Origin of the sequence: Achromobacter sp. ESBL13, from assembly GCF_036668755.1 — a bacterium.
Lineage (GTDB): Bacteria > Pseudomonadota > Gammaproteobacteria > Burkholderiales > Burkholderiaceae_B > Achromobacter.
In genome coordinates this window covers 63,217-78,766 of record NZ_JAZEVT010000009.1, presented here as the reverse complement: position 1 = coordinate 78,766, position 15,550 = coordinate 63,217, and the positions used below count along the sequence as shown (strand labels likewise).

The following is a 15,550-nucleotide window of genomic DNA, read 5'->3' as shown; positions in this document are numbered from 1 at the left end:
GCCGAAAAAAGGCCCGCTTGATACCAAGCGGGCCTTTTTTTGTTCCGGCCGATGCGCTTACCGGGGTGCTTACTTGTGGATGGCCGCGGCAACGGCCTGGGTAACCGTGAAATCCACGAGATCGCCTTCCTTGAGTTGTTGCAGGCGCGCTTGCAAGGCAGGGTCCTTGACCTGGATCGTGCGCTTGCCGCCCTGCGGGCCTTTCAGCGTGACGAGGTTGGCGCTTTTGTTGATGTGCCAGATCTCGGCGGTGATGGTGGTCTGGCGGCCCATCGCCCCGCCCGGCATGGCGCCGGGGGCACTGCGCGTTGCCGCCGTTTCGGTCCTGACTTCTGGGGCGCCTGAACCCGCGGGGCGCACATCCACCCCCACGGATTCGTAGTAGTCCAAGGTCAGCATGTCGCCCGGCTTGATCTGCTTGAAATTGCGGACTTCCGGGCCGGCCACGACCTCGACCGTATTGCCGTTGTCGCCTTGCAAAGTGATGGCGCGCGTGGCCGGGTCCACGGCGGTGACTTTGCCTGTAGCGGTGGTCATCGCCGCGCCGACGATGCGGGCGGAAGCCGCCATGGGCATCGCCAGCGTGCTTAGCAACAGGCCCGTCAAGGCCAGGCGCGCGATGGGTTTGAAGACGGATGTCGGGTTCTTCATGGTGTGGCACCCTCCGAGAGAGGAAGTGTTGGGGAAAAAACACGAACGAACAGGCATAACGATGCCGGAAGGAGTAGATCCGTCGTCAGAATGAAGATTGCAAAACACGGGAAATGCCGCGCCGAAACGGCACAGCCAAAGGCAGGCAAACGGGAGGTCTGGCGTAGGACGACATAAATCCGATCTCTCCAACCGGTTATTTCTTCAAACGCACTAAGGGTGAATCGCAGGAAATGCGGGCGAAAGCGCGGCCAGGCGGCTACACTTCGGCCTGCGGCGGGCTCCGGCCCGTTTTGTAGAATACCCGCATGCGGTGTTTTACGACACAAATTGCGCCGCCCTGACTGATTCAGCACCTGCATTTGCCAGCTGGCTTGTTTAAGTGCTAGAATTTCCCGTTTTTCACAACTAATTCAAGGGATTACCTATGGTGGTGATTCGCCTGGCCCGCGGTGGGTCCAAGAAGCGTCCGTTTTACAACCTGGTGGCCACCGATTCGCGTAACCGTCGCGACGGCCGCTTCATCGAGCGCGTGGGTTTCTACAACCCCGTAGCTAGCGAAGGCACGGAAAACCTGCGCATTGCGCTGGATCGCGTGCAGTACTGGACCGGCAATGGCGCCCAACTGTCGCCCGCCGTCGAGCGTCTGGTCAAGGACTACTCGGCTAAGGTTTCCGCCGCAGCTTAATTGCCTGCGTCGTACAACCGAACCGTTAGTTCAGCTGTAAAGCTACCATTCTTAGCTGTTTCATAATTACCAAGAGCACGATACATGTCTGATGCCGCAACCTCTAACGCGGCGCCTACGGATTTGATCGAGCTGGGCCGCATCACTGCAGCCTACGGTGTGAAAGGCTGGGTTAAGGTGCAGCCTCATTCGGCCAATGCCGAAGTGCTGCTCTCAGCATCTCAATGGTGGTTGACTCGCCCTGTGCCTGAATTGGCGCGGGGCGCTGTCGCGTCTGCGCCTGTCGCAATCAAGGTATTGCAATCCCGTTCGCAGGGCGCCACGGTGGTGGCCCAGCTAGCGGGTATTGCGGACCGCGATCAGGCCGAAGCCTTGCGCGGATATTCCGTGCAGGCGCCGCGCGGTTCTTTTCCCGCGCCCAAAGAAGACGAATACTACTGGGTCGACCTCATCGGCTGCGCGCTGTATACCAGCGCCGACGGTGAACCCACGCTGATTGGCGTGGTGGACGAAGTCCTTGATAACGGCGCTCATGCCGTTTTGAAGGTCTTGTGCCAGAAGGTTGGAGCCGAAGGGCCCGAACCTATTCTGAACGCCAAGGGCCGACCCGCCGAAATGCTTGTTCCGTTCGTACGCGCGCACATCCACGCCGTCGACCTGGCTGCTCGCCGCATTGACAGCGACTGGCCGGCGGATCTTTGATGCGATTCGACGTCATTACGCTCTTTCCCGAAATGTTCGGGGTGGTGCGCGATCTAGGTGTCACCGGTCGGGCGCATGCCCAGGGCCGGTGGTCCCTGTATGCGTGGAATCCTCGCGATTTCACGCATGACGTCCATCGCACGGTGGACGACCGCCCCTACGGCGGCGGCCCCGGGATGGTGATGATGGCAGCGCCCCTGGAAGCTGCCGTCAACGCCGCCCAGGATGCGCGCGCCGCGCAAGGCCTGGGCCGTGCCCCCGTGGCGCTGTTGGCCCCAGTCGGCCAACGCTACGATCAGGCGGGCGCCGAAACCCTGGCCGCCAGCGACGGCATCATCTTGATTTGCGGACGCTACGAAGGCGTTGACCAGCGCTTCATTGAACGTTGCGTTACCCACGAGATCTCGCTGGGCGACTTTGTCCTGTCCGGTGGTGAAATCGCCGCGCTTGCCGTTATCGACGCCGCCGTGCGGTTGTTGCCCGGTGTACTGAACGATGGCGATTCCGCATTGCAGGACTCGTTCAACGATACCTTGTCCGGTCTGCTGGACAGCCCCCACTACACGCGCCCGGAAGTCTACGAGGGCGAATCAGTGCCCGCACCGCTGCTAAGCGGCCATCATGCGAATATCGCCCGCTGGCGGCGCGAGCGTTCGCTGGCATTGACGGCCTCGCGCCGCCCGGAACTGATCGAATCCGCGCGTGCCAAGGCGTGGCTGAACAAGGCGGACGAGCGCTACCTGGCCGAGCTGGCCGGCACGTACGACCCCGCAGCCGATGCGCCCAAGCGCCGGCGCCGGCCCGCCGCATCTCCCCCCAAAAAAACCAAAGCGCCCGACGCACCCTGAGCATTTCGCTTCCGCGTGCCGGCGTCTTGGTGCCGACTTCCCCCTTCCGCTTTCCGCTTGCTGCATCCGTCCGCAACCGCTAGGGATGTTCCTAGGTTGTGAGCCCTCCGCGCGCTCCTTAGTATTGAAAATTACACCATCGTGAAATTTTCACATGAGCAGATCCAAGCCCGGCGGGTTGCGTTCGACGCGGACCGCCCTTGAGAACCGTTCCGCGGCGTCGCCCGCGTCGAAGACTCTGCCGCCCGATCGGCCGGAGTCGGCCGTGGATTTATGGCTGGGCCAGCAACTGCGGCAGCTGCGTAAAGAACAGGGCCGTTCGCTGGCGGAAGTGGCGCGTGCCTGCGGCATGTCCTTGGGCTTGTTGAGCCAGATCGAACGAGGCCTGAGCTCCGCTTCCGTCAAGGTGCTGCACCTGCTGGCTCGTGAATTTCATGTCTCGGTCAATTCGCTGCTGCGCAATGCCGAGCCGACGCAGGGCGAAGATGGGGGGCGCGTGGCGCGCGCCGGCACGCATCGCTTCATCGACCTTAGTGAAAAAGGCATTAGCAAAGAGATGTACACGCCGCCGGCGTGCCGCAGCATGGACCTTTGCCGCGCCAGCATCGAGCCGGGCGGCTCCACCGGCAACGAGCTGTTCGTGACGGGGCAGGGCGAGCAGATCGGTGTGGTGCTGAAGGGGTCGCTGGAATTGTGGGTGGGCGATCGCGTGGTTCTTCTCAATGAAGGTGACAGCTTTTGTTATGCCAGCAGCACGCCGCGGCGCTGGCGCAATCCCGGCTCGCAGACGACCGAGGTTATCTGGGCCATTTCCAACATCACACCAGCCGCGGGGGACGACACGCAACAGGCGCCATAAGCGCGCAGCAGCCACATCCGCGCGACGACACTGGGGATTGTCGCGCCACCGGACACCCAAGGCGTTGCCCGGACTTCTTTGCCACGATGAGGAAATGTCATGAAATTCAAGACTCTTGTTGTCTCTGTATTTGCAGCATTGTCCATGGGCGCGGGCGCGCAAGCCCAAACGGTGTTGAAGGTGGGGTCCACGCCCACAGGCAGTCCATTTACGTTTCTGGACACCAAAGCCAATAGCATCGAAGGCGTGATGGTCGACATCGTCAAGGCCGTGGGCAAAGAGGCCGGCTTTGAGGTTCAGATAGAACCCATGGCGTTTTCCGCATTGATCGGGTCGCTGACATCCAAGCGCATCGACATCGTGTCGGCCGCAATGTTCATCACTCCGCAGCGCCAACAGGTGGTGAGCTTTTCCGAGCCGGTCTATCGCTATGGCGAAGGGCTGATGGTGCTTAAGACCGATAACAAGGAATACAAGTCGTTCGCGGACATGAAGGGCATGACCGTGGGCGTGCAGGTGGGCACGGCCTTTGTCGAGCCCATCCAGAAAAGTGGCGTGTTCAAGGAAGTGAAGCTGTACGACAACCCGCCGGACATGATGCGCGACGCAAATGCCGGCCGCATCCAGGGCGGGTTCATGGACTACCCGATCGCCGCCTACATCCTGACGCAAGGCAACTATCCCAATCTGAAGATGGCGCAAGCCTATCAACCTACCGTCATGGGCAGCCTGGGGCTGGCCACCCGCAAGGAAGATACCGCGCTGTTGGACCGCATCAACAAAGCGTTGGCCAAGCTCAAGGCCGACGGGGCCATCGACGCGATCCTGAAAAAGTGGGGGCTGTCCGGCGCATAACGCCGGCTGCTTGCAGGCAACCAACGTTTTTGGCAACGGCCAAGCCGACGTGCGTGCATGCGCGTCGGCGGGCGGGGCGCATCCCGCGTCCCTGCCGGCAGTCGAGCCTGGGTGGATGAGGTCATGACGGAATTCTTCAACGACGCGGCGGAGTTCCTGCCGATATTGCTGCAAGGCGCCAAGCTGACGATCCTGGTCACGCTCGGTTCCCTGGCGCTGTCCACGGTGCTGGGCCTGGTGTGGGCGCTGATGCGCGTCTCGGGCAATAAATTCCTTTCCAAGGTCAGCGGCGGGGTGATCAACCTGCTGCGCGGTATCCCGATCATCGTGCTGCTGTTCTACATCTATTTCGTGATGCCGGACATGGGGGTTTCGTTGACCGCCGTGCAGGCCGCCATCATCGGTCTGGGCGTGGCGTATTCCGCGTATCAGGCCGAGAACTTCCGCGCCGGTATCCAGGCCATCGACCGGGGGCAGATCGAAGCAGCGATGGCGATGGGCATGAGCTGGAGCATGACGATGCGGCGGGTGGTCTTGCCACAGGCAGTCAAGATCGTGCTGCCGCCGTACGGCAACATCATGATCATGATGTTGAAAGATTCGTCGCAGGCGTCGACGATCACGGTGGCCGAACTTGCGCTGCAAGGCAAGCTGATTGCCGTGTCCACCTTCAAGAACGCCACGGTGTTTTCGTTGGTGGCGCTGATGTACCTGGTGATGTGCGTGCCGTTGATTCTGCTGGTGCGTCACCTGGAAAAAAGGAGCGCCACCAAATGATCGAACTTCAAGGAGTGCGCAAGAGCTTTGGCTCGCTTGAGGTGTTGAAAGGCATCGATGCCGAAGTCCGCAAGGGCGAAGTGGTGTGCGTGATCGGCCCGTCCGGTTCGGGTAAGTCCACGATCCTGCGTTGCATCAACGGGCTTGAGCGCTATAACGCCGGCCGCATCACCGTGGACGGTGAACTGGTCGATGCCGACGCGGCTTCCATCGTGTCGATCCGCACGCAGGTGGCGATGGTGTTTCAACGCTTCAACCTTTTCCCGCATCGCACCGCGCTGGAAAACGTGATCGAAGGGCCTATCTTCGTCAAGAAGGAGCCGCGTGCGCAGGTGATCGAACGCGGGCGCGAATTGCTGGCCAGCGTGGGCCTGGCCGACAAGGCGGACGCGCATCCCAATCAATTGTCCGGGGGGCAGCAGCAGCGCGTGGCCATCGCCCGGGCATTGGCGATGCAGCCCAAGGCCATCCTGTTCGATGAGCCCACCTCGGCGTTGGACCCGGAGCTGGTTGGCGATGTGTTGGGCGTGATGCGCAAGCTGGCGGAAGCGGGCATGACGATGGTGGTCGTCACGCATGAAATGAGCTTTGCCCGCGAGGTCGCGGACCGTGTCATGTTTTTCGATGGCGGCGTCATGGTAGAGCAGGGCGCCGCCCGCGAAGTGCTGAATCATCCGCAGCATCCCCGGACGCAGGACTTCCTGCACCGCGTGCTGCATCCCATGTAAGGATCCGTCATGTCGCAAGCGCCGTTTCCCCTGTCGCCTTCCCTGTGGGCCGCCACCGCGGCGCCGCCGCCTCCGACCGAGCCGCTGACCGCGTCAACGCAAGCCGACGTGTTGGTGATTGGTGGCGGTTATGCCGGGCTGAGCACGGCCTTGCACCTGGCCGAGCGGGGCGTGAAGACCATCGTGCTGGAGGCCCGCGAGATTGGCTTCGGCGGGTCCGGGCGCAATGGTGGCCAGGTAATCCCCGGGCTGAAATATGACCCCGACGATTTGATCGCCATGTTCGGACACGACAAAGGCGAGCGGCTATTGCGGTTTGCCGGCGCCACGGCCGATTCGGTCTTCAACCTGATCGACCGGCATGCCATGGACGTGCCGCATGTGCGCAAGGGGTGGATCCAGGGCGCGCACACCGCCGAAGCCTTGCGTATTGCGCACGGCCGCGCGGCGCAATGGGCGCGCCACGGCGTGGATGCGCAACCGCTGGATACTGATCAGGTTGCACGCCTGCTGGGCACGAATCGCTACCTGGGTGGCTGGGTGGACAATCGCGCGGGCGCCGTGCAGCCCTTGAGCTATGTGCGTGGCCTGGCACGCGCCGCGCTGAACGCGGGGGCGCTGATCCACACGGACACGCCGGTCACGGGTTTGAAGCGTGACGGCGGCAAGTGGACGGCCACGACTTCGCGCGGAGCAAGCGTGATGGCGGAGCGCGTCGTCATGTGCACGAACGCTTACGGCGGAGACCTGCTGCCCGGCCTGAAGACGTCCGTCATCGACGCCAACACCTTCCAGGTAGCGACTGCACCGCTACCGGAAGCGGTGCGCGCGGGCATCTTTCCCGAAGGCCACGTCACGTCCGATACGCGTAACCTGCTGCTGTACTTTCGGCTGGACCATCAGGGCCGCCTGTTGATGGGCGGGCGCGGGCCGTTCCGTGAACCCAAGGGGCCGCAAGACTGGGCGCATCTGGAACGCGTGATGTTCAAGATGTTCCCCCAGGTGGCCGGCACGCCGTTTGAATACCGCTGGTGTGGGCGCGTGGCCATCACGCGCGACTACCTGCCGCATTTGCACGAGCCGCAGCCGGGCTTGCTGGTGGATATCGGCTGCCAGGGTCGCGGCGTGGGTCTGCAAACGAGTATGGGGCGCGCGATGGCGCAGTACGTGGCAACGGGCGACGTGGCCGCGCTGCCCGTGCCTTTGTCACCGGTGGTGCCGTTTCCGCTCTACGGCCTGCGGCGGCTCTATGTGAATGCGGTGGTCACGTGGTATCGCATGACGGACGGGGGCGTGTAAGCCACCCGCCAAACGAAAAAAACCCCGGAACGCGTTCCGGGGTTTTTTGTTTGGCAGGCGTTTTGCCCTGCACCGATCAGACTCAGTCCGCCAGCTTGGCGCGCTGTTCGCGCACCTTTTGCAGGGTTTCGCCAAACTGCGCCATGCGCGCCTTTTCCTGCTCAACGACGGCCGCGGGTGCCCGTTCGACAAAGCTGGCGTTGGACAATTTGCCGTTGGCCTTGGCGATTTCACCTTCCAGGCGCGCGATTTCCTTGTCCAGACGGATGCGTTCGGCGGCCACGTCGATTTCAACGTGCAACATCAAGCGGCTGGCACCCACGACCTGTACCGGTGCGCCGGCGTCGGGCAGGGTGTCCAGCACGTCGACCTGGCTCAGCTTGGCCAGCGCGGCAAGGTAAGGCGCGTTGCGCTTGAGCACGGGCGCATCGCCCTGGGCGCACAGCGGCACCTTCTGGGCGGGCGACAGGTTCATTTCGCCGCGCAATGCGCGCACGGCTTCGACCTGCGCTTTCAGTTCGGCCACGTCGGCTTCGGCGGCGGTGTCCACGGCGGCCGGATTGGCTTGCGGATACGGCTGCACGCTGACGCTGTCAGCAACGCCTTCCTTGCGCTTGCCCGCCACCACCGACACCTTCTGCCACAGTTCTTCGGTGATGAAGGGGATGATCGGATGGGCCAGGCGCAACACGCATTCCAGCACACGAATCAGCGTGCGGCGCGTGCCCAGTTGCTGGGCCGGCGTGCCGGTCTGGATCTGGACCTTGGCCAGTTCCAGGTACCAGTCGCAGTATTCGTCCCACACGTAGCGGTACAGCGCATTGGCGATATTGTCGAAGCGGTAGTCGGCAAAGCCGCGCGCCACGTCGGCTTCCAGCGTTTGCATCTGGCTGATGATCCAGCGGTCGACGAACGACGTTTCGCCCGCGTCGGAACCCGTCAGGTCATGGCCCTCGGTGTTCATCAACACGAAGCGCGTGGCGTTCCACAGCTTGTTGCAGAAGTTGCGATAGCCTTCGCAACGCTTCAGGTCGAAGTTGATGTTGCGGCCCAGCGTGGCGTAGGCGGCCATCGTAAAGCGCAGCGCGTCGGTACCGAACGCGGGAATGCCGTCCGGGTATTGGCGGCGCGTTGCCTTTTCGATGGAGCCGGCCTGCTTGGGGTTCATCAGGCCGTAGGTGCGCTTGGCGACCAGCCCGTCCAGGTCGATGCCGTCGATCAGGTCGACCGGGTCCAGCGTGTTGCCCTTGGACTTGCTCATCTTCTGGCCGTCTGCATCGCGGATCAGACCGTGCACATAGACGTGCTTGAACGGAATCTGGCCGGTCATGTGCGTGGTCAGCATGACCATGCGCGCGACCCAGAAGAAAATGATGTCGAAGCCGGTGACCAGCACGCTGGACGGCAGGTAGCGTTCCAGGTCGGGCGTTTTTTCCGGCCAGCCCAGCGTCGTGAAGGGCACCAGGCCCGACGAGAACCAGGTATCCAGCACGTCAGGATCGCGCTTGAGATCGCCCGTGACACCCGCGGCGCGCGCCTGCTCGATGGCGCCGGCTTCATCGTGCGCCACGAAGATCTGGCCGTCTTCCGAATACCACGCCGGAATCTGGTGGCCCCACCACAGCTGGCGCGAGATGCACCAGTCCTGGATGTTGTTCAGCCACTGGTTGTAGATGGTGGTCCAGTTGTCCGGGTAGAACTTGATGCGGCCGTCGGCCACCACTTCAAGGGCCACTTCGGTGATGCTCTTGCCCGGGTTCAGCGTGCCTTCGGGCGCGGGTTTGCTCATGGCCACGAACCATTGGTCCGTCAGCATGGGTTCCAGGACGACGCCGGTGCGGTCGCCCTTGGGCTGCATCATTTTGTGCGATTCAACCTTGACCAGATAGCCTTCGGCGTCCAGTTGCGCAACGACGGCTTTGCGCGCTTCGTAGCGTTCAAGGCCCTGGAATTGCTTGGGGCCGTTTTCGTTGATGTGCGCGTCCAGCGTAAAGATCACGATCAGCGGAAGATCGTGGCGCATCGCGCAGGCATAGTCGTTGAAGTCATGCGCGCCGGTGATCTTCACGCAGCCCGTGCCGAATTCCGGGTCAACAAAATCGTCGGCGATGATCGGGATATTGCGGTCGCACAGCGGCAGTTCGACTTCCTTGCCGACTAGGTGCTGGTAGCGGGGGTCGTCCGGGTGCACGCACAGCGCGCCGTCGGCCAGCATCGTTTCCGGGCGGGTCGTGGCGATGGTCATGCCGCGCAGCGTGACGGTCTGGCCGTCTTTGTCCACGATGGTTTGCGGACCGTCCACGAAGGGATAGAGGATGTGCCACATGTGGCCCTCGGTCTCTTCGGACTGCACTTCCAGGTCGGACACGGCGGTCAGTAGCTTCGGGTCCCAGTTGACCAGGCGCTTGCCGCGGTAGATCAGACCCTGTTTATGCAGGCGCACGAAGGTTTCGACCACGCCGCGCGACATGCGGTCGTCCATCGTGAAGTATTCGCGCGGCCAGTCGGCCGAGGCGCCCAGGCGACGCACCTGTTCGGTAATGGCGTTGCCCGACTTTTCCTTCCATTCCCAGACTTTTTCCACGAATTTTTCGCGGCCGAGGTCATGGCGCGAAACCTTCTGGGCATCCAGCTGTCTTTCAACAACGATCTGCGTGGCGATGCCGGCATGGTCGGTGCCGGGAATGAATACCGTGTCGTCGCCGGACATGCGGCGATAGCGCACCAGGCCGTCCATGATGGTCTGGTTGAACGCATGGCCCATGTGCAGCGTGCCCGTGACGTTGGGCGGCGGGAACTGGATGACATATGGCTGGCTTTCCGTCCCCGTTTTTACGTGCTGGCCCGCCGTGAAATAGCCGCGCTTTTCCCATTCGGCGTACCAGCGCGATTCCAATTCAGAAGGTTCGAAGCTCTTGGAGAGTTCCGGGGCGTCGCTCGCGGGATTCGCGGCGGTGGGGGGAGCAGCTTGAGTCATTACAGGGTTCCGGCAGACAGGGCGCCCGGCGTAGGGATACGGGCAGCAAACCGCTCATTCTAAGATGTAATGCGGTCTTCTCAGCGTGTTAGAATACCGGGTTACTGTAAACCTTTTAGAAGTCCCTGAATTCATTGAGGATTCCTTCAGAAATGTGCGCTTAAAAGCTCCCGTTTCGGTATCCTCGGTAAGAATCCATGGCACGTCCGATCGGTGGCCAGTGTCGAATCCCTGCCATGGCAAGCGGTTCGGGCCGGCCCGGAATGTTCAACGAAATCGTTCAAACACGCCGGACCGCCCGCGCGCCCATCGCGCGATGACACTTCAAGGGTGACACCGACAAGTGCAGAGGCACGCCAGGCAATTCATCAGAAACCAGTCAGAAATCAGCTTTCGGAGTTCCTAATGTCCATCCAACGCACCCTCTCGATCATCAAGCCCGACGCCGTCGCCAAGAACGTCATCGGCCAGATCGTCGGCCGCTTCGAGCAAGCCGGCCTGAAGGTCATCGCTGCCCGCCTGGCGCAACTGTCGCGCGCCGATGCCGAGCGTTTCTACGCCGTGCACAAGGAACGCCCCTTCTTCAAGGACCTGGTCGATTTCATGATCTCGGGCCCCGTGTTCGTGCAAGTGCTGGAAGGTGAAGACGCCATCCAGAAGAACCGTGACCTGATGGGCGCCACGGACCCGAAGAAGGCTGAAGCCGGCACCATCCGCGCCGACTTCGCCGACAGCATCGACGCCAACGCCGTGCACGGCTCCGACGCTCCGGAAACGGCCGCCGTTGAAGTCGCTTTCTTCTTCCCCGAAATCAACATCCACAGCCGTTGATTTTCGCGTAAGCACTGAATTAGTTTTTTAGCGTTACCCAGGTCATGGAATCCGTCGAACGAATCAATCTGCTGGGGCTGGATGGCTCCGCCCTGTCCGAACTTGTCGGGCAGTGGGGCGGCAAGCCGTTTCGCGCCCGCCAGCTGCAGCGCTGGATGCACCAGCGCGGCGCCGATTCGTTCGACGCCATGACCGACCTGGCTCGCGAATTCCGCAGCCAGCTCGCGTCCAACTGCCGTATCGAGGCCTTGCCCGTCAATATCGAGCAACGCTCGACCGACGGCACGCGCAAGTGGCTGTTTGATGTGGGGCAGGGCAATGCCATCGAAACCGTCTTCATCCCCGAAGACGACCGCGGCACCCTATGCATTTCCAGCCAGGCAGGCTGCGTGGTCAATTGCCGCTTTTGCTCGACCGGGCATCAGGGCTTTAACCGCAACCTGAAAACCAGCGAAATCATCGGCCAGCTGTGGTGGGCCAAGCGCGTGCTGGAAGCCGATATCGGCACCGCCCGCCTGGAAAGCGCCAAGGCCACCGAAGATACGCGCGTCATCAGCAACGTGGTCATGATGGGCATGGGCGAACCCTTGCTTAATTACGACCAGGTCCTGCCGGCGCTGCGCCTGATGCTGGACGACAACGCCTACGGCCTGTCGCGCCGTCGCGTCACGGTGTCCACCTCTGGTGTGGTCCCCATGATGGACCGCCTGTCGCAAGACTGTCCGGTGGCGCTGGCGGTGTCGCTGCACGCACCCAACGATGCGCTGCGCGACGAACTGGTGCCGCTGAACAAGAAGTACCCGCTGAAAGAGTTGCTGGCGGCTTGCGAGCGCTATCTGGCGTTTGCGCCCCGCGACTTCATCACCTTTGAATACTGCATGCTGGACGGCATCAACGATACCGACCAGCACGCCAGGGAACTGATCCAAATTGCACGCCAGCTGCGCTGCAAGCTGAACCTGATTCCGTTCAACCCCTTCCCTGAGTCGGGCCTGAAGCGTTCCAATTCTGCCCGCGTGAAGGTGTTCGCGCAGCGGCTGATGGACGCCGGCATCATTACGACCGTGCGCAAGACCCGGGGCGACGACATCGATGCAGCTTGTGGTCAATTGGCCGGAGAAGTGCGCGACCGCACTCGGATTACCGAGCGCAACGCCGCACAGCGCCAGACCATACCAATTAAACAGGTGCATGCATGACGCAGGAATTCGCTTCTGCAGTTTCTGAAACGCCCGCCGGGGCCGCGGGCAACATCGGCTCGGCATTGCGCGCGCTGCGACAGTCCAAGGGTTGGTCCCTGGACGAGGTGTCCAGCCGGATCAAGTTTTCCACGAAGCAGATCGAAGCCCTTGAAAACGAAGCGTGGGCAGACTTGCCCACCGGCGTTTCTTTGCGCGGCCTGGTCCGTAACTACGCGCGTTTGCTGGGCGCCGATTCCCAAGCCATCGTCGACTCGCTTGACCCCAAGGCCCGCGTTACCGGCCCCGTCAAGCTGAGCCCGGGCGCCTTGCATTCGGCGCATTCCATTCCCCAATCCAGTGCTGACGACGAGCGTTCGTCGTCCACGTCCTGGGGCTGGTTGATCGCCATCGTGCTGGTCCTGGCCGCCGGCGTGGCGTATGCCTTCTGGCAAGGCTGGTTGCCGCAGCAATGGCTGCCGTTCGACTGGCTGCCCAAGCCCACCAAGTAAACCGGTTCCATTGATGCAAGATTCCTCTCTGCCTTGCCATGATGCGCCGCCTCCGTCTGTCGGGGCCGCCATGCGCCGCGCCACGCGCTCGGTAGCGGTGAAGTGGGGCGATCGCGTTGTCATGGTTGGCGGTGACGCCCCGGTCGTGGTGCAGTCCATGACCAACACCGACACCGCCGACGCCATCGCCACGGCAATCCAGGTCAAGGAACTGGCGCAGGCCGGCTCCGAGTTGGTGCGTATCACGGTCAACACGCCCGAGGCGGCCCGCGAAGTGGTCGCCATCCGCGAACAGCTGGACCGCATGGGCGTGAACGTGCCGTTGGTAGGCGACTTCCACTACAACGGCCACAAGCTGCTGACGCAGTTTCCGGAATGCGCGCAAGCGCTGTCCAAGTACCGGATCAACCCCGGCAACATGGGCGGCGGCAAGCGGCGCGACGACAACTTTGCGCAGATGATCGAAGTGGCTTGCCGTTACGACAAGCCGGTGCGCATCGGCGTGAACTGGGGCAGCCTGGATCACGAACTGATGGCGCGCAAGATGGACGAAAACAGCCGCCGCGCGCAACCCTGGGAGGCCCAGGCTGTGATGCGTGACGCGCTGGTCGTGTCGGCCATCAGCAATGCGCAGCGCGCCGAGGAACTGGGCTTGCGCCGCGATGCGATCATCCTGTCGTGCAAGGTCAGCCACGTGCAGGACCTGATTGCCGTTTACCGAGATCTGTCCGCCCGCTGCGACTATCCGCTGCACCTGGGCCTGACCGAAGCCGGCATGGGCAGCAAGGGCATCGTGGCGTCCACCGCCGCGCTGGCCGTGCTGTTGCAGCAAGGCATCGGCGACACCATCCGTATTTCGTTGACGCCGGAACCCGGCGGCGACCGCAGCCGCGAAGCCATCGTGGCGCAAGAAATCCTGCAGACCATGGGCCTGCGCGCGTTCACCCCCATGGTGGTCGCATGCCCCGGCTGTGGCCGCACCAGCAGCACGTTCTTCCAGGAACTTGCCGACAGCATCCAGTCCTACCTGCGTCGCCAGATGCCGGTCTGGAAGTCGCAATATCCGGGCGTCGAAAGCATGAACGTCGCGGTCATGGGCTGTGTGGTCAATGGGCCGGGCGAAAGCCGCCATGCGGATATCGGTATCAGTCTGCCGGGAACGGGCGAAGTGCCCGCGGCGCCGGTATTCGTGGATGGCGAACGCACGGTCACGCTCAAAGGCGACCATATCGCCGAAGAGTTCCAGGCCATCGTCGAAGACTACGTGGCGCGCCGGTACGGCGTGCTCGCCTCTCATTAAAAGAAAGGGTGTAGCCACAAGCGCGCCGCCAGGCGCGTGATGCGGCATGATCAAGATGACTCAAGCTTTCCAGAAAGTCGCCGCCATACGCGGCATGAATGACGTGTTGCCCGGGCCGAGCGCCCGCTGGGAACAATTCGAGGAAATCGTGCGCGGCTGGCTGCGCGGCTACGGCTATCGCAACGTGCGTACGCCCGTGCTTGAGCATACGCGCCTGTTCACGCGCGGCATCGGCGAAGTGACCGACATCGTCGAAAAAGAGATGTACACCTTCACCGACGCGTTGAACGGCGAGTCGTTGACGATGCGTCCTGAAATGACGGCCGGCATTGTGCGCGCCTCCATCGAGCACAACATGCTCTATGACCGCCCGCAACGCGTTTATTCGATCGGCCCGGTTTTCCGCCACGAACGCCCGCAGCGGGGCCGCTACCGTCAATTCCACCAGATCGACGTCGAAGCCCTGGGCTATGTCGGCCCCGACGTGGATGCTGAACTCATCGTCATGCTGGCCCGCCTGTGGAAGCTTCTGGGCCTGAAGGACGTACGCCTTGAACTCAATTCGCTGGGCCAGCCGGCCGAACGCGCCGCGCACCGCGCCGCGCTGATCGAGCACCTGGAAAAGCACCGCGACATCCTGGACGAAGACGGCCAGCGCCGCTTGTACACGAACCCGCTGCGCGTGCTGGATACCAAGAATCCGGCCATGCAGGAAATGGCCAACAGCGCGCCGCGCCTGTTCGATTTCCTGGGTGATGAATCGCGCGCGCACTTTGAAGGCGTTTGCCAGCGCCTGACGGAAGCCGGCATTGAATACAGCTTGAATCCGCGCCTGGTGCGCGGGCTGGACTACTACAACCTGACCGTGTTCGAGTGGGTTACCGATCGCCTCGGTTCCCAGGGCACGGTGTGCGGCGGCGGTCGTTACGACGGGCTGATCGAACTGTTGGGCGGCAAGCCCGCGCCGGCGGTTGGCTTTGCCATCGGCATGGAACGCCTGCTGGACCTCTGGGAACAGAGCGTTCAGCTGGACGCCCCTGCCGAATGCGACGTGTACGTGGTGCATCAGGGCGAAGACGCACAGCGCCTGGCGGCCCGCGTGGGCGAGTCGTTGCGCGATGCGGGCCTGTCCGTGATCGTGCATGCCGGTTCGGCGGGCTTCAAGTCGCAATTCAAGCGCGCCGATGCCAGCGGCGCCCGCGTTGCGGTTATTCTTGGCGCCGACGAAGTCGCATCGCAGACCGCCAGCGTCAAATATTTGCGCGCGGATGCCCAAGGCGACGCGGCGCAGCAGCAGGTCCCGCTTGCGGATCTGGCTGCGGTACTGAACAACAAGGGTTAAGGC

At 62.6% G+C, this 15,550-nt stretch carries 15 protein-coding genes; 13 read left to right on the top strand and 2 right to left on the bottom strand.

The features are described 5' to 3' along the window. Positions 1-69 precede the first annotated feature (69 nt). Positions 70-651, bottom strand: a complete 582-nt coding sequence (locus V6F88_RS26920) for a hypothetical protein (protein WP_332613383.1) — start codon at positions 649-651, stop codon at positions 70-72. 427 nt (positions 652-1,078) lie between these two features. On the opposite strand from V6F88_RS26920, the gene rpsP reads away from it, so the two are divergent. From rpsP to V6F88_RS26880, 8 genes are all read left to right on the top strand, one after another. Beyond that, positions 1,079-1,339, top strand: coding sequence for a 30S ribosomal protein S16 (gene rpsP / locus V6F88_RS26915; RefSeq protein WP_006218566.1), 261 nt, complete (start codon positions 1,079-1,081; stop codon positions 1,337-1,339). Positions 1,340-1,423: 84 nt separating this feature from the next. Beyond that, complete coding sequence (gene rimM / locus V6F88_RS26910; RefSeq protein ID WP_046803694.1) at positions 1,424-2,041, top strand: ribosome maturation factor RimM; 618 nt, start codon at positions 1,424-1,426, stop codon at positions 2,039-2,041. Further along, positions 2,041-2,889 (top strand): tRNA (guanosine(37)-N1)-methyltransferase TrmD, encoded by an 849-nt coding sequence (gene trmD / locus V6F88_RS26905; protein ID WP_332613382.1) that lies wholly within the window; start codon positions 2,041-2,043, stop codon positions 2,887-2,889. Before rimM ends, trmD begins: the two co-directional genes overlap by 1 nt. A 154-nt stretch (positions 2,890-3,043) precedes the next feature. Continuing rightward, on the top strand, positions 3,044-3,748 hold the full coding sequence (locus tag V6F88_RS26900; RefSeq protein WP_332613381.1) for a helix-turn-helix domain-containing protein: 705 nt from the start codon (positions 3,044-3,046) through the stop codon (positions 3,746-3,748). Between the two features lie 99 nt (positions 3,749-3,847). Next, entirely contained in the window at positions 3,848-4,603 is a 756-nt protein-coding gene (locus tag V6F88_RS26895; protein ID WP_332613380.1) for an ABC transporter substrate-binding protein, read from the top strand. 123 nt (positions 4,604-4,726) lie between these two features. After that, the gene (locus V6F88_RS26890) at positions 4,727-5,380 is read left to right on the top strand and encodes an amino acid ABC transporter permease (protein ID WP_332613379.1); all 654 of its coding nucleotides are present in this window, start codon (positions 4,727-4,729) and stop codon (positions 5,378-5,380) included. After that, a complete protein-coding gene (locus V6F88_RS26885) occupies positions 5,377-6,108 on the top strand; it encodes an amino acid ABC transporter ATP-binding protein (protein ID WP_332613378.1) in 732 nt (243 codons plus the stop codon). The genes V6F88_RS26890 and V6F88_RS26885 overlap by 4 nt, the downstream gene beginning before the upstream one ends. A gap of 9 nt (positions 6,109-6,117) precedes the next feature. After that, a complete protein-coding gene (locus tag V6F88_RS26880; RefSeq protein ID WP_332613377.1) occupies positions 6,118-7,407 on the top strand; it encodes an NAD(P)/FAD-dependent oxidoreductase in 1,290 nt (429 codons plus the stop codon). An 82-nt stretch (positions 7,408-7,489) separates the two neighbouring features. Here the strand turns inward: V6F88_RS26880 and V6F88_RS26875 are convergent, their stop codons facing one another. After that, positions 7,490-10,384, bottom strand: a complete 2,895-nt coding sequence (locus V6F88_RS26875; RefSeq protein WP_332613376.1) for a valine--tRNA ligase — start codon at positions 10,382-10,384, stop codon at positions 7,490-7,492. Between the two features lie 405 nt (positions 10,385-10,789). Between V6F88_RS26875 and ndk the strand changes: the two genes are divergently transcribed. Genes ndk through hisS form a run of 5 tightly spaced genes read left to right on the top strand, consistent with a single transcriptional unit; the run spans position 10,790 to position 15,547 of the window. Continuing rightward, the gene (ndk, locus tag V6F88_RS26870) at positions 10,790-11,215 is read left to right on the top strand and encodes a nucleoside-diphosphate kinase (RefSeq protein ID WP_006218576.1); all 426 of its coding nucleotides are present in this window, start codon (positions 10,790-10,792) and stop codon (positions 11,213-11,215) included. 44 nt (positions 11,216-11,259) lie between these two features. Beyond that, positions 11,260-12,414: a 23S rRNA (adenine(2503)-C(2))-methyltransferase RlmN gene (rlmN, locus tag V6F88_RS26865; RefSeq protein ID WP_332613375.1), complete on the top strand. Its 1,155-nt coding sequence runs from the start codon at positions 11,260-11,262 to the stop codon at positions 12,412-12,414. Next, positions 12,411-12,905, top strand: a complete 495-nt coding sequence (locus V6F88_RS26860; RefSeq protein ID WP_332613374.1) for a helix-turn-helix domain-containing protein — start codon at positions 12,411-12,413, stop codon at positions 12,903-12,905. The genes rlmN and V6F88_RS26860 overlap by 4 nt, the downstream gene beginning before the upstream one ends. A 13-nt stretch (positions 12,906-12,918) precedes the next feature. Continuing rightward, positions 12,919-14,205 (top strand): flavodoxin-dependent (E)-4-hydroxy-3-methylbut-2-enyl-diphosphate synthase, encoded by a 1,287-nt coding sequence (gene ispG / locus V6F88_RS26855; RefSeq protein WP_046803684.1) that lies wholly within the window; start codon positions 12,919-12,921, stop codon positions 14,203-14,205. A 55-nt stretch (positions 14,206-14,260) separates the two neighbouring features. Then, the gene (gene hisS, locus V6F88_RS26850) at positions 14,261-15,547 is read left to right on the top strand and encodes a histidine--tRNA ligase (protein WP_332613433.1); all 1,287 of its coding nucleotides are present in this window, start codon (positions 14,261-14,263) and stop codon (positions 15,545-15,547) included. The last annotated feature ends 3 nt before the right edge of the window (positions 15,548-15,550 follow it).